This is a genomic window from Dictyobacter formicarum (genome assembly GCF_016587435.1).
Genome location: NZ_BNJJ01000042.1, coordinates 1 through 19,114 on the forward strand (window position 1 = coordinate 1; position 19,114 = coordinate 19,114).

Below are 19,114 nucleotides of genomic sequence, written 5' to 3' on the forward strand. Positions count from 1 at the left end.
ACAGGCCCACACAATCAATGATCTGGAGCTGAAGCGTATAGGCGAAGGATGAGATTACCAGCGGGAGTAGATAAACGATCAAGGCCAGTAAAAACATCAACGGCGCCAGCCATATGTAGCCGACCTTAAACCAGTTCTTGTACTGCGATTGCCCACTGCTATAATGCTGACGCAAATAGGTGGATGGTTGAACTGAAAGAAACTGCGGGCGACTGATAAATTCTTGTACTCGCGTGCGCGGCGGTTGCCGTGGCAGACGCCGGCTATAGGGCGTGGGGGGCGAGCCGATGGATAGCTGGCCGGCCGGTGGTGGACGATTTGATTATTCATATGCTGGGCATGGCCTTCGAGGCGCGACGACGGCGGCTGATAGGCGGCATGGTTGGCAGGATTATTAACAGGACGATATATGTCATGTGGAGGGCGATATACAGGACGATTGATGATGCGCGGAGGATTGTCTGCACGACGGTTATTGTTCCTATCTGGCGGTAGTCTCTTGGCCCGCAGCACCTTCGGCTGTTGATCAGGATCCCAGGTGTACAATGCTGATTCGTCAGGCAGATATCTACGCGCTCTTCGGTTGCTTGTGTTATAGGCTAAATTTATTATTCTCACAAATTCTGCAGCCGTCTCATAGCGCTCGGAGCGCTCTTTAGCCAATCCTTTGAGTAGTACCTGGCAAACTGCACGGGGAATTTCAGAATTATATTTGGCGGGCCATACTGGTTGTACGTAAATATGTTGATACATCAATGAACGAGGCTCGGTCGTATCAAAAGGGTGAGATCCAGTTAGCAATTCATAAGCGATACAAGCCAGAGCGTACTGATCGCTATTTTTACTGACCTTGTTTTCAAATTGCTCTGGTGCCATATATGCATAGGTACCGGCGATACCTCCATCACGAGTGCGCGTTGATTTCAATACTACGGCGATGCCAAGGTCAGCCAGCCAGATATGATCTGGTGTTTTGAATAGAATATTTTCTGGCTTGATATCCAGATGGGCAATATCATGCTCATGTGCATAGCGCAAGGCTTCACCTACCTGTGTGATAATCTTGAGTGCCTGTTCTTGTGGAAATGGAAGCCCATCCATATCGTTTATCAAATCACGCAGGGAACCATAGGGAGCCAGTTCTGTGATCAAATAAGGACGGAGCGCGTCTTCGCTCTTGATATATTGAATACCATACCCCACGATTGGTACGATATGCTCATGGCGCAATTTAAGCAAGAAGTGCACCTCTTGCTCAAACTTTTTTCTTGCCTCAGGTGTATCTACATATTCCTGAAAAATTTTAATGGCCGCTACTTTTTCTTTCTCGCTGATGTGGCTCGCCCAATAAACACGACTATATCCTCCACTGCCAATTTTTTCCTCGATGCGGTAGTTACTGATTATTTCGTTGTTCATCAGCTTGTGTGCTCCTGCCGCTGGCATGGGTTGCTATTCTCCCTTATCTTATATATGTATTCTACCACATGTAGTGCTCTTTTTATGGATATTTGTGTTCATAATTTTTAGCTACCGTCCACAGTTTTCCACATTTTTCTTATATATGTTTATCCTGGCGGCATTGGCGTGGGGTGTGGCCAAACTTTTGCTTGAATGCACGCTCGAAATGCGACAGGGTTTGAAATCCGGCGGCGGCATAGACGTGCGAAACGGGAATGGTACTGCTGGTGAGCAGGGAGTGTGCGAAGCGCAGGCGTAAATCCTGTAGGTAGTGCTGAAAGGTTATGCCATAGACCTGGTGGAAATATTCGCTGAAATAGGTTGGTGAGAGGTGAACCTGGAGGGCCACATCCTTGAGAGTTAGCGGCTCGCGAAAATGGTGGTGCAGATAGATTAGACTCATGCTCAGCTTCTGATGCCGTGTAGCCGTGGTGTCCTCAATCGGATTCTGGCTGTCGTGTCGGCTATGGCGCAGCAGATCGATCAAGATGCGTTCCAGGGTCCCAATCATGATCAATTCAGCGCCAATTTGATGAGAGTTTGACTCGCGATAGAGACGCTGAAACTCTTGCTCCATCTGGTGCGCCTCGGCCTGCGCAAAGTCGAGGCGATAGTTTTTCAAGGCGTGAAAGAGCAGTCGATAGACCTCTCCCTGCAGCACATCGGCCAGAAAGACCACGTCGAACAGCTCCAGCGTCTCGCCACTGGCGGGCGTGAGATCGTGGAAGTCTGCTGGAGTCAGCAGGAAGCAGCTGCCGCGCTGGACCGGATATGCCGTGCCATTGAGGATATGCTGTCCCTCGCCCGACAGGATAAAGCCGACCTCGTAGAACTCGTGCCAGTGGACACCTCCGGCTCCATTGTGGCCGTGAAGCGATTGCCGGTAGATGTGTAGCGGCAGATCTGGACCCATGTGGTCGGTGCTGCTCAGCCGTCGCAGTGGCGTGTGGCGCATCTTGTCCTATTGTGTGGAGGGGGTCTGCTTCTCCGCAGCCCCCTCTTTCCTTCCTATCAGGCGTTTACATAGCTATTGCCAGTTCTATCTTTGCCTCGGGCCAGCCAGAGTTTGTGTCCAACGTTACGCTCTGGAATAATTTTGGTATCGGCTGACATGTAGCGCATCGTGTAGCCACAGCGTCGATACTGGCTGGTATTGGCGTTGGCCCCATGCATGATGCGCGAATCGTGCAGCGAGCATTCACCAGGTTCCAGCACAAACGAGACCGCCCGCGAGTCATCCAGATTTTTAATCTGACTGCCAAATGTATTGGTCGCCGAGTCTACCTTCTCATACTCTGAGAAGCCATTGTTGTGGCTGCCAGGAATGACGCGCATGCAGCCGTTCTCATCGTTGCTGCGATCCAGGGCTAGCCAGACTGTAATGATCTTCTCATAATTGTTGACCCGACCGTTCCAGTAGGCGGAGTCCTCATGCCAGGGCGTCGTGCGGCCTGTATACGGATCTTTACAGATAAAATGGCTGGCCCACAAAAAGATATCTGGTCCAATGATTGGTTCGACCAGGTCCAGCACCTCGTCGCTCAATAAGAAATCCAGCAGCCGGGGATCGCGAAAGTGCGGGACGTCCAGCTCATCGGAAAGTTTGGAGCCCTTCTGAGCCAGGTGCTCCTCAAAAATGGCATGTAAACGAGCAAACTTTTCTTCGGAAAAGAGTTGATGGTGATAGAGCAGGTAGCCATTCTCTCGGTAGTATGCCACATCCTGGGGTGATAGAGGGGTAACCAATTTAGCCATAGATGTATCCTCCTTGAGCTCATATTACCTCTACCGGTATCATTCATTGATACTTAAAAGTATACCTCCGGCTTGCTGAAAATACTCTGCCTATTTTGGGGAAGAATATGCATATCTTCGGTAGTTGTGGGTAATCAAAAAGCGGATATTCCTCGAACAGGAATATCCGCTCGATCTTTGCAGGTATGTTGATAACTACCTGATTGGTCGGGACCCTAGCGGTTAGCCACGCCTGAAGGTGCTGGTTCGTCTGCTACAACTGGATTGACCGGAGCCTGGGCAGCCGGGACTTCCAGATTATCATAGCGTTTGACTTTATAGATGATGGTGGATACTATCCAGCTGACGACAAAGATACCAATAATGACGTAGCCGATAAAGCCAAAATTATCATTCAGGTTGCCTACCTGGCTCCAGAATGGTCCCGACAAATTGAGGGCGTTGCTGATGATGCCCAATACTTCAATGGTGCCGACGACAAAGGCGACCAGCACCGAAATCAGGGTAATGTTGAGGTTGTAGTAGAGTTTGCGCACCGGTTTGACGAAGGCCCAACCGTAGGCGCCTAGCATCAAAATGCCGTCGGTGGTATCAATCAGACACATACCCGCCATAAATAACAGTGGGAAGAGCAGGATGGTCCAGATGGGCAAATGACCCTGGGTGGCCAGTAGCGCGGTTAAGCTCATGATGCCAACTTCGGTGGCGGTGTCGAAGCCCAGGCCAAACAACACTCCGATTGGATACATCTTCCAGCTTTTATCGGTGGCTCGCAGCAATGGACCGAAGAAGCGGGCCATTAAGCCGCGCTGGTTGAGGCTATCATTGAGTGTCTGTTCGTTATATTCCTCGCCACGCTTCACTTTCTGGAAGGTTTTGAAGATGTCCCAGAGAATGACGACATTCAGCAGTGCAATGAGATAAAGAAAGATTGCGGATACAGAGGCACCGATGAAGCCGCCGATGTTTTTGAGTGCGTCGAAATCTTTGATGACGCTGGCAGTAATGGCGATGACGATGCAGAGCCCAAAGACGACTGTGGAGTGTCCCAGGGAGAAGAAGAAGCCTACTGCTACCGGTCGCTTCTTCTCTTGCATGAGCTTACGTGTGACATTGTCGATCGCTGATATATGATCGGCATCGACAGAATGGCGCAGGCCAAACGTATAGGCGGTGATCGCCAGTCCCAGCGTCGCCATGGCTCCGCTGAATGCTACCAGCGCCAGGATCCAGACGACCAGGTTAAGCAAAATAAGAAATGTATAGATGCCGATGATCTTACTGCGCACATCCTGTGAACTATCATTAAACACATGTGTCAGGGCTGAAAATCCAAAACTGCTCTTGACGGCACCACGAGTACGACTCATGAAACGTTCTCCCTTAAGCTTTTAAATCCATGAACTGACTGCTAGCTGCCAGCAGTAAGAATCGCCGCACCTATGGTGGACTCTTCCAGTTCATTCTCACAAGTGACCTGTTGATTTTGTGCTACAGGCGCACCATCAAAGTATACTCGCTAACCATAGGCTATTGCAAATTTTTCGCAAATAACATAATTTAGCACTTCTTTATTGACGACGATCGCTTTGGTATTCGGATGGTATTTTTCCATGTTTTTTTTGCGTTTCCGCATTTCGTGAGCAGCCGGGTATAACTATTGTGAGCCTGATTTTCGCCTGCGCGTACCTGTCTGCAAGCTGATATGTAGTTATGCAATGGGGCTGTTGTCTGGGGGGTATTGGGGAAATCCTCTTTTTTGTTTACTATTGATATGTGTAGTTTTCTTTATGGATCGCGAATGCCAGGCGGCTGCCTGGGCCTATTATATACATGATGAGGAGTTATGTATGACAAACCTGCTGGTTGGGGTTGATACCGGTGGCACATTTACTGATATTGTCCTGTTACAGGATGGGGACTTTAAAGTTCATAAGGTGCTTTCGACGCCTGAGGACCCTTCGCGGGCTATTCTGCAGGGACTGAATGAGATGGGAATCCTGCAGGATGTGGGTGTGCTGGTGCATGGTTCGACGGTGGCGACCAATGCTGTGTTGGAGCATAAGGGGGTTCCCACTGGTTTGATTGCGACGGCGGGCTTTCGCGATGTCCTGGAGATTGGTCGGCAGACACGCCCCAAGCTTTATAGCCTGGGGGCGCAAAAGGTGTCTCCTCTGGTGCCACGAGAGCTGCGAGTGGAGGTGATTGAGCGGCTGGATGAGCGCGGTGAGGTGATGGTTGAGTTGGATGAGGCATCGTTGGCGCAGGCTATTGCTACCTTGCAGAGATCTGGTGTGGAAGCGGTGGCGATCTCGCTGCTCTTCAGCTTTGCCAATCCGGCTCATGAGCAGCGAGTCTCTCAACGGGCCCAGGAGGCCGGCTTTTATGTTGCTGCCTCATCCAGCATCTTGCCTGAATTTCGTGAGTACGAGCGTACCAGTACGACAGTGTTGAATGCCTATATTGGACCTTTAATTGCGCGCTACCTGGAACGCCTGGAACAGGAGCTGGGAGAACGCACGCGGCTGCGCATCATGCAATCCAATGGCGGCTCTATCTCCAGCACGATGGCGCGTCGTGAGGCGGCGCGTACCTTGCTGTCTGGACCCGCGGCTGGCGTGGTTGGAGCGGTCTTTGCGGCCCAGGCATCCGGCTTCGAGCAGACGATCTCGTTTGATATCGGTGGCACTTCGACCGATGTGGCCCTGATCAATGGCATGGCGACCGAGACGACCGACGGGACGGTTGGCGGCTATCCGATCAAGCTGCCGATGATCGATATCCATACGGTTGGCGCGGGCGGTGGCAGTATCGCCTGGTTTGATACGGGAGGAGCCCTGCGGGTAGGGCCGCGCTCGGCTGGTGCCAATCCGGGTCCAGCTGCCTATGGTCATGGCGGCACGGAGGCCACCGTTACCGACGCCAATGTGGTGCTGGGTCGCCTGGTGCCTGAGGCTTTCCTGGGTGGCACGATGTCATTGGATTCCCAGGCGGCCCGGCAGGCGGTGGACAAGATCGCGACCAGGCTCAATGCGACTCCGGAAGAGGCGGCGCTGGGCATTATTCGTGTGGTCAATGCCAATATGGAAGCGGCCATCCGCGTGATTTCTGTGGAGCGCGGTTGTGATCCGCGAGACTTTGCCCTGGTGGCCTTTGGGGGAGCCGGACCCCTGCACGCCTGCGAGCTGGCGGCCACCCTGCGTATTCCTAGAGTGCTGGTCCCTACCGTCCCCGGTGTGCTCTCGGCCCTGGGTACCCTGGTGGCTGATACGCTGAAGGATTACGTGCGTACCGTGATGGTGCCTTCGGAGGAGTCTGAGGAGGTGGTGGAGTCTGTGTTGAAGGAATTGGAGCAGCAGGGACGTCAGGATCTGGCCAGCGAGGATATTGCGACCCACAATATACGCATTGAGCGTTACCTGGATCTGCGCTACGTCGGTCAATCGTATGAACTGCGTATCCCTTTCGAGCAGAATGTTGAGCAGGCGGTGAAGGATTTTCATGCGGCCCATGGTCAGCGTTTCGGCTATAATGATCCAAACGAGTTGGTGCAGGTGGTCAATGTGCGCCTCAAAGCTCGTGGCGTAACCAGCAAGCCGGAACAGCGCCGACAGAAGGCGGTACATGACGCGACGGCCCAGCCACTCTCTCAGCGGCAGGTGATCTTTGCCGGAGCCGCTGGTGAGGTTGTCTCTTATGATGCGCCTGTCTATGCGCGGGCCGATCTGTTACCTGGTACTATGTTGATGGGGCCGGCGATTATTGTGCAATATGATACCACGACGGTTCTGCCGCCGGGATGGCGCAGTTATGTCGATGAGGTAAGCAATCTTATTCTTGAGCAGGTGGAAGGAAAATAACGCCATGATCGAGACTACACATGTGACCCCTATCAGCCTGGAAATTTTTCGCAGCGCCCTGACAGCCATTGCGGAGGAGATGGGAACGGTTCTGATGCTCAGTAGCTACTCGCCAAATATCAAGGAGCGGCGCGATTTTTCCTGTGCGCTCTTTGATACTCAGGGGCGCCTGGTTGCTCAGGCGGCCCATATCCCGGTGCACCTGGGGGCGATGCCCGACTCGGTGGCTTCCGCGCTCGCTACTTTTGATCACTTTGCGTCCGGCGATATCATCGCCCTCAACGATCCATTCCTGGGCGGTTCGCACCTGCCCGATGTTACGCTGATTGCCCCAATCTATGTGGAGATCGAGCACGAGCCGCGCCTGATTGGTTTCGCTGCCAACCGAGCCCACCACTCCGATATAGGTGGCATGTCTCCGGGTTCGATGCCCCTGGCCAACGAGATCTACCAGGAAGGCATCATTATTCCCCCCGTGAAGTTGTGGGATGCCGGCCAACCGAACCAGCCGCTGCTGACCCTGCTGCTGCGCAATGTGCGTACCCCCGACGAGCGGCGCGGCGACCTGACGGCCCAGGTGGCCGCCAATCGCACAGCCATCCGCCGCATGCAGGAACTGGTCGAGCGCTGGAGCCTCCCTGTGCTGGACGAGCATGTTGACGCCCTGATCGAATATGCTCAGCGCATTACCCGGGCTACCATCGACTCCATTCCCGATGGTTATTACAGTTTTGTGGATTACCTGGATGATGATGGGATCAGTGAAGAGTCGGTAAAGATCGCTGTGGGCGTCACCGTGCATGGTAACAGCCTGACCGTCGATTTTACGGATAGCAGCTCCCAGGTACGTGGCAACATCAATACTGTAGCGTCCGTCGCCAGGTCCGCCGCCTATTATGCGGTGCGCTGCATGATGCCCGACGATGCTCCCATGAATCATGGCACCTTCTCGCCCGTTACCGTAATCGCCCCCAGTGGGACCGTGGTCAATGCACGCCAGCCTGCTGGTGTGGCCCAGGGCAACGTTGAGACCTCACAGCGCATCACCGATGCCATCTTTGGTGCCCTGGCTCAGGCCTTGCCAGAGGTCGTTCCGGCCGCTGGTCAGGGTACCATGAACAACATTACTGCCGGTGGCATCGATCCGCGCAACCAGCGTCCCTTTGCTTACTATGAAACGATGGGTGGCGGCATGGGTGCAGGACCCAAACAAGACGGCCTGTCGGGCGTGCATGTGCATATGAGCAATACCCTGAATACGCCGGTCGAGGCCTTTGAATATGCCTATCCGATGCGCATCAGTCGCTACCAGCTGCGTGACAGCTCTGGCGGTGAGGGCCAGCATCGTGGCGGCGACGGCCTGATCCGTGAGATCACCTTTGAGGTTCCTACCGACGTCACCCTGCTCAGCGAGCGCCGCCGCTTCTCTCCCTACGGTCTGCAGGGCGGCCAGCCCGGCCAGCGCGGAGAGAACCGCCTGATCCACGACGGCCAGGAGACCATCCTGCCCGGCAAAGCCCATATCCAGGCCGCCCCCGGCGATCGCCTGATCATCGCCTCTCCTGGTGGCGGTGGCTGGGGCAAACCCTCACTTCCCGACAAGCCTGAAAAATGATAAACTGTATTATAAATACAGAAGATTATTCTCAGGAAGAAATACAGGCTATTCATGAATAAATACGTTTCGCATGAAAGATAATGATTCAACATCCCGAGAAATATCCTGAAGGAAGCACCATCCCGCTGCTGGTCGATGCGCGCCATTCCCGATTATGGCATCGCGTCGCCAGTTTGCAAGATATGTAAATAGACTCTATAAAAAGCGGAAAAGTTCTATGCATAAAGAAAAAAGGAGAAATGCATGATCTTTCTACGCCTCTTTCCTCGCCTGGTGTATCTGCTACGAGCCCCTTTAGGAAGTTGTGTCTGCCTGCTGGCAGCTCTGCTGCTCATAAGCTGTTCATCTACAAATCCCAATCCAGTCACCTTGCGCCCGACTCCTATCGCGACGGCTGCTAGCATTGCTCCCGCCACAGTGGCCACTCCTGCTCCCGTCTCAAAGCCGCTGGCAGCACCGCCACAGAATTGTAATACAAGTCTTCCACCCCAGCACCGCCACCTCGACTCTCTGGGCTCGAACAGTAACGTGCAGCTGCTCGGTGGCGGCCCTTTCTGGATCAATGACGGTTTCTACCAGCGTATCTTCCACACGGCTCAATACGGCAATCAGCAATGGCCAGGAGTAAAAATGGTTGTGGAGGTTGAACCGAACTATGACCAGCCGGTCACATTACGCCTGCGCAACATGGAGACGGGAGCACTGGCGTGGTGGACCGATGCCCAGTCACCTCCTGTCGCAACTGCTCAGACACTGGTCCTGAAGCCTCGGGAGGATAAAAGGGATGTTGGCACTGTTCGCGGACTGGCGTACGTCCCCCATGGGGAGGTAGATGCTGGCTGGAAAGAATGGGGGCTCTTTCCTGTTTTTTTCGATCGCAGGCTGTTACGCACTGGAGGTAAGCTGGGCGAACGGCTCCTGGCAGAGCAAATTTGCCGTCGGGAATTAACCTGAGCTCGCCTTCGCTTGCCCCCGGAATGCTGGCCTGTGGTGGTGCACCGTTGGGAAAGGCACAAGTAACAATACATGTAATTAAAAAAAAGAGGAAATGAAACCCTAACGTAGCCCTTGTGGGCAATGCGTTCAATGAAAAAAACGAGAACGAGAAATCAATGCATCAAGAGAAATGGAACGCCCTGTAGCCTGCGACCTTCAACAGTCGCTTGGGCCGCGAGCGAGAGCAATGCGGCCCCGCTCCTGGTCGGTTCAGTTCCTCGCAACGAAACCGTTGGCCGTGCATGCGGTACCCCACGCGCAAGTCTCATCCCATAGGGTACCGCATCGCTTGGGCACGTGGGGTCGCCTCGCGCGGCGGGCGGCGGAAACGACCGCTAGGGTCGTAAGCTACAGGGCGTTCCTTTTTTCTTATTGCGCTGGCATCTATGCCGCGCTTATGTGAACGTATGGTTACGCCAGGTCGCTGCGGGTGATGATCTCGGTTTTGAGACGCTCGGCGAGATCGGCGATGGGGAGGGTGCCGAGGTCTCCGCCGCTGCGACGGCGTACGGCTATCGTGCCATTCTCGGCCTCTTTGTCGCCGACTACCAGCATGTACGGGATCTTCTGCATCTGGGCGTTGCGGATCTTCTTCTGCATCGATTCGCGGGCCTCGTCGATCTCGACGCGCAGGATGCGGCCGTTCGGGAGGCTGATCTCCTGCAGGGCCTTTTTGACCTCGTAGGCATAGTCCAGGTGGCGGTCAGCGATTGGGATGACCACGGCCTGTACGGGTGCCAGCCAGGTTGGGAAGGCGCCTGCATAGTGCTCGATCAGCACCGACATGAAGCGTTCGACCGAACCCAGGATGGCGCGGTGCAGCATGACCGGGCGTGTGGCATGGCCATCGGCCCCCACATATTCCAGGTTGAAGCGCTCGGGCAGGTTGAAGTCCAGCTGGATGGTTGCTAGCTGCCAGGAGCGATCCAGGGCATCCTTGGCGGTAAAGTCGATCTTGGGACCATAGAAGGCGGCCTCGCCCGCCTCTTCGGTCCAGCTGACGTTTTTGTCGCGCAAGACCTGGCGCAGCTGCTCCTGGGCGTTGTTCCAGGTTTCCGGTGTGCCCAGATATTTCTCTGGATGCGTCTCGTCCCAGAGCGAGAGCCGAATTGAGAGTTCCATACCAAAGGGTTTATAGAAGCCCTCGATGATCGAGAAGATGCGCATGGCCTCCTCAGCTACCTGGTCGGAGCGGCAGAAGACGTGGGCATCATCCTGCGTGATGGCACGGACGCGTGAGAGGCCTTGCAGGGTGCCTGGCAACTCGTCGCGATAGACAGCGGTGACCTCGCTCATGCGGATGGGGAGCTCGCGATAGCTGCGCATGCGGCTGGCGTAGATCTGGGTGTGGTGCGGACAGTTCATCGGTTTAATGCAGAAGTCCTCGCCACTTTTGCCGCTGACATGGAAGATATCCTCCTGGAACTTGTCCCAGTGACCCGACACTTTGTATAGATCGCTCTTGGTGATGTGCGGAATGCGGACGCGCTGATAGCCATGGGGCTTCTCCAGCGACTGCACGAACTCCTCCAGCAGGTCACGGATGATGGTGCCCTTCGGTGTGAAGAGTGGCAGGCCACCTCCCACCAGGTCTGAGAACGTAAACAGGTCTAATTCCTGTCCCAGCCGGCGATGGTCGCGCTTCTTGGCCTCTTCCAGGAACCAGAGATAATGATCCAGTTCCTCTTTGCTGTTGAAGGCGGTTCCATACAAGCGCTGCAGCTGCGGATTCTTCTCGTCGCCGCGCCAGTAGGCGCCAGCGATGCTCATCAGCTTGAACACGCCAATCTGACTGGTTGTATCTACGTGTGGTCCACGGCACAGATCGACAAAATGGCCGGTCTGGTAGAACGACACCTTGTCCACACCCTGATCGCTGCTCACGCCTACCGCTTCGCTGTCGCCTGTCTCTTCAATAACGGCGGTGCTGCCGCGCTCCTTAAGCAGGTTCAAGAGCTCTACTTTATAGGGTTGATTGCGCTTGCTCATTTCCTCAATGGCAGCGTCGATATCCATCTCAATGCGCTGGTAGGGAAGCTTCTTGTTTTTCAGCTCGCGCATCTTGATCTCAATCCGCTCCATGTCCTTGGGGGTCAGGGCAACGGGCAGCTCGATATCATAATAGAATCCATTTTTAATGGCCGGGCCAACCCCAAATTTTGCCTCGGGCCATAGGAGTTGAACCGCCGCAGCCATCAAGTGGGCTGTGGAATGGCGCATGCGATCCAGTTCAAACTGTGCTTGTTCCTCAGATACTTTCATTGAAGTACTCATATTGTTTCCCTTTCTCACTACAACATATATATCGTAAGCAGTAGTATTTACTATTGCTGCGCTTCATTCAGAATCGTTTCTTAACCGGGCAAACTACTCTGGCAATCTTCATGCATGACGACGCCGGAGCCTGCGCTGTGTACAGTATATAGAGCCTGCCTATGCACTTTACATATTTTTGCGTGGACCTGCTGGCGATTTTGCGCCAACAAAAAAACTCCCTCATCCCACACCGGGGACGAAAGAGCTCACTCATCCGTGGTTCCACCCACAATTCATTCATTCTACCAGCCTGACTGATCCTGCCTGCCGGCACAACGAACCTCTACAGCCCATTAACGGAGGCTCACCGCTCTCCAGCATACCTGGAAGAGAAGCTTCTTGAGTGGTATCCATCGGGTGTGTTCAGGACAACTTACAGCCTGGATTGTCCTTCTCTGTCAACACAAAAAGCGATGACATTGTCTCAAGCCATGCCAGCTTCTATTGAAATTGTTGTGTAGCTTAAATGACGTACTGAAGCGACTATAGCATAAAACACCGGCAGTGTCTATACTCCAAGAAATTTGTCTGTCAGGGTATGTCTGGATGGTAGACGGCCTGACTGGCAAACATAATATGCAGCTTAAAAAACGCCTTTTTACTGATTTATCCAAATATCAATCTTATGCTATAATTCAATGTATTAATAGATTAATTTAAAAATACTGATGGCTTAAAGATGAGTGTGAGTGCATAAGAAGGGGGATGGTAATTGTGTTGAATGCCGAGCGTATTTCATATGGTCTCGCAATTATTTTTTATCTGACCCTCGTTCTTATGATCATTTTATTGCCAGCCTGGTGCGTAATTAATGTCCATCTTTTTATGAACGGCTCCTGGAGTATATCAGGTAACACCCGCGTGCCGGTTTGGGGAGATGAAATATCCTGGCACATTCCTTCCTGATGCTACCAGCCGGGGTGTCACTCCAACAGATCTCATTGCCCTGCCAAACGAGAGACAATCGGGGTGAAGGCATCCAGCAGGTTTGCGGTGATCTGAATATAAGAGATACCGTACCGTTCACGTCGTTCCAACAATGTTTCAACGATCTGATCGATGCTACCTACCAGTGTATGCATCGACTCTTGAACGGAGCCCAACTCACTCGCCATCACTGGCCCTCCCCTTTGGAATACCTGGTCACTCTGTCCTCGGCTATCGCTCAGGACCATACGAAAGACAGGGCAGGCAAGTTCCAGATCGTTGATGCGTTCTCCCGCTGCCTCACGAATCCATGCTACTTTTTGCTCCAGAGCCTGGGGAGTCGAATCTGTGACATCCATACCCTGCGCCTTATTGATAGCATTGATGCCGATGATACTGGCTTCTCGCGCCGCAATAGAAAGCATGCGTTTGCCGCCCCCGCCAATAAAGATGGGAGGATAAGGTTTCTGGATGGGCTTCAGAGGCGCTTGCATATCGTTCAGCGTATAGTATTTACCATGAAAAGTAACGGCTTCTTGCGTAAAGAGCTGTTTCATCACCTGAATGGATTCTTCAAAACGATTGATACGTACCCCAGCACTATCATATGGAATAGCCGCGAGGTTATAATCGGCAACACTATAACCTGCTCCAAGACCAAATTCGAAGCGTCCTCCAGACAAACTATCGAGTGTTGCCACCCCTTTAGCCAGGAGGGCTGGATGCCGGAAATCGTTACAGAACACATAACTTCCTATGCGAAGGGTGGTCGTGGCATCGGCAGCAATAGTGAGAGCAACAAGTGGATCAAACATCATATGGAGGCTGTCTGGTACCAATAGCGTTGAATATCCGAGATCTTCTATCTTGCGAGCTTGTTCTCTCCAGTTCGCAGCCGATGAGAACGCTCCACAGATTACGCCAAAACGAAATGGTCGCTGCATCTTCATTTTCTCCTTTTCTGCTGTTTTATAGAATAGTGTTGTTCTCGCCTCCATCAGAGCTCTCCCTGGAAAAAGAGATTCGCCTTTCCTTCACACTTGTTTTCTGCATGTTGGCACAAGCACGTGAGAGGAAGTCGATCAGGAAAGCAACTTCCTCTTCAGTAAATCCCTGCAGCGCCTGTGCATTCACGCATTCCGCTTCTGGAATCAGCAGGCTTTCTAATTGCTTTCCCTGCTCGGTCAGATACACGCGTTGAACTCTCTTGTCGGCCGGATCTCTCTCCTGGCGCACAACTCCCCAACGCGTCATCCGTTTGACAAGTCCTGTCACAGTTGCCCCATCAAGGTGAAGCAGATGTTGTAGCTCTACTTGTGCTATCCCATCACGTGTCCAAAGCACTGCGAGAATTGCCCATTGGGAAACGGTAACGCCGTGCCTGCGCAATTGGCGTTCAAACTGATTCGCCATTAGATGAGCGAGTTGATTGATCAAGAAACCAGGACTGCGAAGTATATCGATGTTTCATACCTCCTTTCATATCATTGGCATGCCAACAAAATTGTTGGCATGCCAATGATATCTCCTGTGATGAGTAATGTCAAGAGGGACAAAAAAACTACACCAAATACAAAACAGGCAACTGGCCAGGGAAAATTGCCAGTTACCTGTTTAAATGTTCGTTTTTAGCGCACTTCCAGGACGACTTCGGATTCATTGTCAACCCGGTCGGTTACCTCGCCGATGCGCCAGAAGGTGACATCGGGAGCTTGTGCGGCCAGTTGCGGCCAGACTGCCGGGTCGACGGCCGCGAAGAGTCCGCCGGAGGTCTGGGGATCCCAGAGGATGGCCTGGTCGACCGGGTCGATGCCTTCACGAATGCATACGTGTGCCTCTAAAAAGGTTTTGTTACGCTGGGCGCCGCCTGGGATGCAGCCGAGTTCGGCATAGTGGCGGGCATTCTGGAGCAGCGGGAAGGCTTCCAGTTCGAAGCGCATATTGGTCAGGCTCTGGATGGCCATCTCACGGGCGTGCCCCATGATGCCAAAGCCGGTCACGTCGGTGGCGGCATGTACCCCTGCGCCAGCGGCGACCAGGGCCTCACTGGCCTTAAGGTTCAGACGTGTCATTGAGGCAATCGCCGCCTGGATATCTTCGTCAGAAACCTTGTTGCGTTTCTGGGCGGTCGTAATCAATCCCGCTCCCAGTGGCTTGCTCAGCACCAGGATATCACCGGGTTGCGCTCCACCTTTGGTCAGGATGTGGTCCGGATGCACCAGTCCAGTGACCGATAGTCCATATTTGGGTTCGTTATCAATGATGGTGTGCCCGCCAGCGATGGCTCCGCCTGCCTGAGCGATAATATCAGAGCCTCCGCGCAAGACTTCGCGCAAGATGGCTGGATCCAGGTCGTCGGGCCATGCGACCAGGTTGATGGCCATTAGTACTTTGCCACCCATCGCATAGATGTCGCTGACCGCGTTAGCAGCCGCGATGGCACCATAGCTATAAGGATCATCCACGACCGGTGGAAAGAAGTCCGCGGTACTGATGACCGCCTGCTGATCATTCAAGCGGTAGACGGCGGCATCATCGATCGCATCCAGCCCGACCAGCAGGTCCAGCGGCACGCTGGTCTGTTTCAAAGGACTCACAACCTGAGCCAGATTCTGCGGACCCATTTTGGCTGCGCAGCCGGCGCTCCCGGCCAGGGTCGTCAAACGAATTGGGGGTATATCTATACTCATATTTGTACTCTTTCTCGAACAATTAACAAGTCTTAGTGTTGATTGTACTACTCGCCTGGCGATAGTTCCAATAAAAGCCACCTGTTTTTGTATCCAATACCGAACATTGGGCACATATTTTCCCCTTTTGTGTTTTGGTAACGAAGGCTGAGGTAACATTTCGACGGAAAAGATGTTGGGTAGGATAGGTGCGCATCTTATATAATCAGAGTGTGTGGACAGGTCACTTTTTTGCCTGATCCTTTATACGTAGCAGAGCTTTTTGGGACGACAGGGAGCGTAGCATGAGCATTGACAGACCAGCAGGAACGGGGCAGTCCTCCTCTCATTTGACGCGGCAGGACGTTGAGTTGCTCTTGAGCAAAGTGAAGAGTCCGGCACAATTGAACTTGAGTTCCCAGCATCTAGAGTATAGCAATCTATCCTATTTAGATTTGCGTGGGGCGAACCTGCGGGGCACCAACTTCCAGGGAGCCAACCTACGCGGCACCAATCTCAGTGGTGCGCATCTCCAGGCGGCTAACCTCAGCGAGGCCGATCTGGATGGGGCCGATCTGACCGGTGCGCATTTAGGTGAAGAGGCGGCGGAGCGCGTGAATTTGCGCCGGGCCAAACTGAGCTATGCGACCCTCAAGAACCTGGATTTGCGCGAATTTGATTTGTCCGATCTGGACCTCCACAATGCTGACTTAAATGGGAGCGACTTGCGCGATGCCGTGCTGTATGGCACAAACTTGCGAGGAGCAGATTTGAGTACGGCCCAGTTGTATGGACCCGAATTGAGGAGAGCAATCTTACATGGTGGTGCGCTCTTCAGCGACAGGATGCATCCTGGACAGAGGGCCAGATCCTCTACGCAACCACTAGCGGCCCAGACTCAACCAGCATCTACGCCATCCCGGCCAGCGCTCTCTGATCAGGAAGCCATGCACCTGGGTGAGCAAGCACTGCCTGCGGAGTCAGATCCCCGCGAGGTGCGCAAACTGTTTCCGCAAGGCTTTACTTTTGCCCATGCGCGCACGCTTTTTGATGGCTGGCTGGCTCAAGCCAGCACCAGCTATAGTGAACAAGAAATCCATGCTTTATGGATCGGGTTTGCCCATCGGCTATGCTCAAGCTATCAGCAAGATGAACCAACAGAGTAGCTAGTCACCAAAAATAAAAGGTTTGTTCCAAAAGATGTCAGCCACTTCCTGTCTATGATCTGGAGCAGCGTATTATATCTAGCCACCTCCGGGATTCTCTTGCAAGGGTGCGATGACAATAGCTTCGCGTGTGCTTTCTACTATCGTAACCAGTTCTTCTTGCTCAGCCTGGGGCACGTTGAACTTATCGAGCGTCTGATGAAAGTCATCCATAAAGGCCTCCCACTCGTGGGAATTGATCATGAGATGCCTGTGGGAGTCACCCATGGAACGCCCGCTGTAGCTTTGTGGGCCACCTGTTGCCGAGCAAACCATTTCAGTCACAAGGTATTTAAACCCTGCTGGTGACACGCGATGGTGGGCTTCATTCACGTGAGGATTGGCATTTAGCCTTGGATCAACCATGATTCTGTCAATGAAATCATCAACGACAGTAGCGACGTTATACACCCCACCGAGTCGATCATAAAGCGTCACTGTTTCTGGGTTTTGCATAGCGATCCCCTTTTCGAAAGTAACAAGATGCACGGAATTAGATCGCTCAAAAGATAGTGTACAAGGAAAACACAAATCAGGTTATAGTCTCGAATGGCTATCTAACCCTGATAATAAATTTGCTGATCTCGAATCGTCAGGTATGGTCCAGATTCTGGGTACTGGCCAGCTTATCGTCTCTTTGCGCTATCTGAATAACGCTTAAAATTGCGATTGCGTAGGTTTTTTATTGTTCTGCTGGCTGATGAATGGAAACATGATGTCGTTTCTTGAACATTTTCATATGTGAGCGAAAAATCGGGCGCAAGGCCCGAACCTATGAGTGTCATTTTCCTTGATACATTTCAATGGTCCATGCGATGAAACATTCAACACCCATGATCCCAATAGGTTCGGGCCTTGCGCCCGATTTGTTCCTTTGACAAGCGATACCGTCCCCTCGCAGAGGGGATGTTCAAGCCCAAGAGCCATGATCACAGGGGCATCGCCCCAAAAAACTATAACTGTAAGGACTGATCTCCCCCGTTTTTGTAGAGATTCCTATTTATGAATAGTAACACGGAACAAAAATTCAGGCTATAAAGGCAAAAAGTTTGCTTCGGTATTGACAATTTAGACAACTATATTTACTATATGGATTGGTAAATATAGTTGTCTAAATTTGATATATTTGATATATAAGAAGTTGCCAAGGAAAATATGATGAAACTACAAACAGGGATGGTTGCGCCTCACTTTGAGGCGGAGGATGTTTTCGGGGAGCGTATCGATTTACGCGCTTATGAGGGTAAGTTTGTTCTACTTTCTTTCCTGCGCAATGGTGGTTGTGCGCTCTGCAATTTGCGCGTCCACCAGCTGATAAAGCGTTATCCAGAGCTGTATGCGCATGGATTGGAGATGCTGGCCGTCTTTGAGTCGCCGGTGGCCAGTATCAAGCAGTATGTGACATCCAGACAGGACGTGCCGTTTCCTATTATTGTTGATCCGGGCGCGCAGCTCTATGATCTGTATGGCGTCGAGGTTTCGCAGGAGAAGGCGCAGGCCAGCGTGGCCCGGGTTGGAACTCCAGAGATCCAGCAGATGATCCAGGATGCCGCCGCCATTGGCTATGAGCTTACCCATGAGGATGGTGCAAACTTTCATCGCATGCCTGCAGACTTTCTGATCGGGCCTGACCAGCGTATCCAGCGGGCTTTCTACTCTGACCTTATCGGCGACCATCTCTCGTTGGCGGAGATCGAAGAGGCCCTGAGCGTTCGTAATTGAAAAAGCAACAATAATAATGATCGGAGGTTATTTTACGTCGTCTCTTTCGTCTTCGATATGCGTTAGCAGATCGTTGAGTGTTTCGCGGAGTTGCTCATAGCGTTCTTTGCCCAGGATATCAATGAATTCCGTCTCGATTTCGCCTTTGAGCTCGTAGGCATCGCGGAGAAAGCGCCAGCCCATCTCTGTGAAGGTGATCAGCACCGCGCGCCGATCGGTCGGGTCTGCGGCGCTGGCGATATAGCCTTTTTCCGCCAGGTCTGCTACCAGGTGTCCAGCGGCCTGCTTGGTTATGTGCATGCGCTCCGCCAGCGTCGTGATGCGCGTTCCCTCGGTATCGAGGTGAGAGATGAGGGTCGCGTGGGCCGGCGCCAGTCCTGTGTGTCCGCGTGCCGCTAGCTTACGCACCGATAGCGCCACAAAGGCGCGATGTGCGCGCCAGAAATATCTACCGATATTCTCCTGTCGTCTCTGTACCAGCGCATCGTACTGGCCTGCATCTTCGCTCATGCTATTTACTTTCTCCTGGTCTGCTTTTCTCAGAATATCAAATAATATCTAGAATTTCGCAACCTTGTATAGCAC

The 19,114-nt window shown here is 52.8% G+C and carries 15 protein-coding genes; 5 read left to right on the forward strand and 10 right to left on the reverse strand.

Going from position 1 to position 19,114, the window contains the following annotated elements; genetic code table 11:
- Positions 1 to 96 precede the first annotated feature (96 nt).
- The 4 genes from JMI88_RS37535 to JMI88_RS37550 form a co-directional block, all read right to left on the reverse strand.
- The gene (locus JMI88_RS37535; protein ID WP_201367218.1) at positions 97 to 1,419 is read right to left on the reverse strand and encodes a serine/threonine protein kinase; all 1,323 of its coding nucleotides are present in this window, start codon (positions 1,417 to 1,419) and stop codon (positions 97 to 99) included.
- A 139-nt stretch (positions 1,420 to 1,558) separates the two neighbouring features.
- Positions 1,559 to 2,416 (reverse strand): helix-turn-helix transcriptional regulator, encoded by an 858-nt coding sequence (locus JMI88_RS37540; RefSeq protein ID WP_201367219.1) that lies wholly within the window; start codon positions 2,414 to 2,416, stop codon positions 1,559 to 1,561.
- A gap of 56 nt (positions 2,417 to 2,472) precedes the next feature.
- Positions 2,473 to 3,216, reverse strand: a complete 744-nt coding sequence (locus JMI88_RS37545; RefSeq protein WP_201367220.1) for a phytanoyl-CoA dioxygenase family protein — start codon at positions 3,214 to 3,216, stop codon at positions 2,473 to 2,475.
- 215 nt (positions 3,217 to 3,431) lie between these two features.
- A complete protein-coding gene (locus tag JMI88_RS37550) occupies positions 3,432 to 4,586 on the reverse strand; it encodes a HoxN/HupN/NixA family nickel/cobalt transporter (RefSeq protein WP_201367221.1) in 1,155 nt (384 codons plus the stop codon).
- A 480-nt stretch (positions 4,587 to 5,066) separates the two neighbouring features.
- Between JMI88_RS37550 and JMI88_RS37555 the strand changes: the two genes are divergently transcribed.
- From JMI88_RS37555 to JMI88_RS37565, 3 genes are all read left to right on the forward strand, one after another.
- Positions 5,067 to 7,076, forward strand: coding sequence for a hydantoinase/oxoprolinase family protein (locus tag JMI88_RS37555; protein WP_201367222.1), 2,010 nt, complete (start codon positions 5,067 to 5,069; stop codon positions 7,074 to 7,076).
- 4 nt (positions 7,077 to 7,080) lie between these two features.
- Positions 7,081 to 8,691, forward strand: coding sequence for a hydantoinase B/oxoprolinase family protein (locus tag JMI88_RS37560; protein WP_201367223.1), 1,611 nt, complete (start codon positions 7,081 to 7,083; stop codon positions 8,689 to 8,691).
- Positions 8,692 to 8,937: 246 nt separating this feature from the next.
- Positions 8,938 to 9,648, forward strand: a complete 711-nt coding sequence (locus JMI88_RS37565) for a hypothetical protein (RefSeq protein ID WP_201367224.1) — start codon at positions 8,938 to 8,940, stop codon at positions 9,646 to 9,648.
- A gap of 453 nt (positions 9,649 to 10,101) precedes the next feature.
- Here JMI88_RS37565 and thrS read toward each other — a convergent pair whose 3' ends face one another.
- The 4 genes from thrS to selD all read right to left on the reverse strand — a co-directional run bounded on the left by thrS (position 10,102) and on the right by selD (position 15,623).
- The gene (thrS, locus tag JMI88_RS37570; protein ID WP_236023238.1) at positions 10,102 to 11,964 is read right to left on the reverse strand and encodes a threonine--tRNA ligase; all 1,863 of its coding nucleotides are present in this window, start codon (positions 11,962 to 11,964) and stop codon (positions 10,102 to 10,104) included.
- Positions 11,965 to 12,944: 980 nt separating this feature from the next.
- Positions 12,945 to 13,877: a TIGR03621 family F420-dependent LLM class oxidoreductase gene (locus tag JMI88_RS37575; protein WP_201367225.1), complete on the reverse strand. Its 933-nt coding sequence runs from the start codon at positions 13,875 to 13,877 to the stop codon at positions 12,945 to 12,947.
- Positions 13,878 to 13,902: 25 nt separating this feature from the next.
- Positions 13,903 to 14,346, reverse strand: a complete 444-nt coding sequence (locus JMI88_RS37580) for a MarR family winged helix-turn-helix transcriptional regulator (protein WP_201367226.1) — start codon at positions 14,344 to 14,346, stop codon at positions 13,903 to 13,905.
- 215 nt (positions 14,347 to 14,561) lie between these two features.
- Complete coding sequence (gene selD / locus JMI88_RS37585; RefSeq protein WP_201367227.1) at positions 14,562 to 15,623, reverse strand: selenide, water dikinase SelD; 1,062 nt, start codon at positions 15,621 to 15,623, stop codon at positions 14,562 to 14,564.
- 284 nt (positions 15,624 to 15,907) lie between these two features.
- Here selD and JMI88_RS37590 point away from each other — a divergent pair, with 284 nt between their 5' ends.
- Entirely contained in the window at positions 15,908 to 16,768 is an 861-nt protein-coding gene (locus tag JMI88_RS37590; RefSeq protein ID WP_201367228.1) for a pentapeptide repeat-containing protein, read from the forward strand.
- Positions 16,769 to 16,846: 78 nt separating this feature from the next.
- Here JMI88_RS37590 and JMI88_RS37595 read toward each other — a convergent pair whose 3' ends face one another.
- Entirely contained in the window at positions 16,847 to 17,263 is a 417-nt protein-coding gene (locus JMI88_RS37595; RefSeq protein WP_201367229.1) for a group I truncated hemoglobin, read from the reverse strand.
- Between the two features lie 699 nt (positions 17,264 to 17,962).
- On the opposite strand from JMI88_RS37595, the gene JMI88_RS37600 reads away from it, so the two are divergent.
- The gene (locus JMI88_RS37600; RefSeq protein WP_201367230.1) at positions 17,963 to 18,529 is read left to right on the forward strand and encodes a peroxiredoxin-like family protein; all 567 of its coding nucleotides are present in this window, start codon (positions 17,963 to 17,965) and stop codon (positions 18,527 to 18,529) included.
- Between the two features lie 27 nt (positions 18,530 to 18,556).
- On the opposite strand, the gene JMI88_RS37605 is transcribed toward JMI88_RS37600, so the two are convergent.
- On the reverse strand, positions 18,557 to 19,039 hold the full coding sequence (locus tag JMI88_RS37605) for a MarR family winged helix-turn-helix transcriptional regulator (protein ID WP_201367231.1): 483 nt from the start codon (positions 19,037 to 19,039) through the stop codon (positions 18,557 to 18,559).
- Positions 19,040 to 19,114 lie beyond the last annotated feature (75 nt).

Bases quoted from the DNA above. Each gene is read 5' to 3' on its own strand.
- JMI88_RS37535 (WP_201367218.1), bottom strand. From the start codon at position 1,419: ATGAACAACGAAATAATCAGTAACTACCGCATCGAGGAAAAAATTGGC.
- JMI88_RS37540 (WP_201367219.1), bottom strand. From the start codon at position 2,416: ATGCGCCACACGCCACTGCGACGGCTGAGCAGCACCGACCACATGGGT.
- JMI88_RS37545 (WP_201367220.1), bottom strand. From the start codon at position 3,216: ATGGCTAAATTGGTTACCCCTCTATCACCCCAGGATGTGGCATACTAC.
- JMI88_RS37550 (WP_201367221.1), bottom strand. From the start codon at position 4,586: ATGAGTCGTACTCGTGGTGCCGTCAAGAGCAGTTTTGGATTTTCAGCC.
- JMI88_RS37555 (WP_201367222.1), top strand. From the start codon at position 5,067: ATGACAAACCTGCTGGTTGGGGTTGATACCGGTGGCACATTTACTGAT.
- JMI88_RS37560 (WP_201367223.1), top strand. From the start codon at position 7,081: ATGATCGAGACTACACATGTGACCCCTATCAGCCTGGAAATTTTTCGC.
- JMI88_RS37565 (WP_201367224.1), top strand. From the start codon at position 8,938: ATGATCTTTCTACGCCTCTTTCCTCGCCTGGTGTATCTGCTACGAGCC.
- thrS (WP_236023238.1), bottom strand. From the start codon at position 11,964: ATGAGTACTTCAATGAAAGTATCTGAGGAACAAGCACAGTTTGAACTG.
- JMI88_RS37575 (WP_201367225.1), bottom strand. From the start codon at position 13,877: ATGCAGCGACCATTTCGTTTTGGCGTAATCTGTGGAGCGTTCTCATCG.
- JMI88_RS37580 (WP_201367226.1), bottom strand. From the start codon at position 14,346: ATGGCGAATCAGTTTGAACGCCAATTGCGCAGGCACGGCGTTACCGTT.
- selD (WP_201367227.1), bottom strand. From the start codon at position 15,623: ATGAGTATAGATATACCCCCAATTCGTTTGACGACCCTGGCCGGGAGC.
- JMI88_RS37590 (WP_201367228.1), top strand. From the start codon at position 15,908: ATGAGCATTGACAGACCAGCAGGAACGGGGCAGTCCTCCTCTCATTTG.
- JMI88_RS37595 (WP_201367229.1), bottom strand. From the start codon at position 17,263: ATGCAAAACCCAGAAACAGTGACGCTTTATGATCGACTCGGTGGGGTG.
- JMI88_RS37600 (WP_201367230.1), top strand. From the start codon at position 17,963: ATGATGAAACTACAAACAGGGATGGTTGCGCCTCACTTTGAGGCGGAG.
- JMI88_RS37605 (WP_201367231.1), bottom strand. From the start codon at position 19,039: ATGAGCGAAGATGCAGGCCAGTACGATGCGCTGGTACAGAGACGACAG.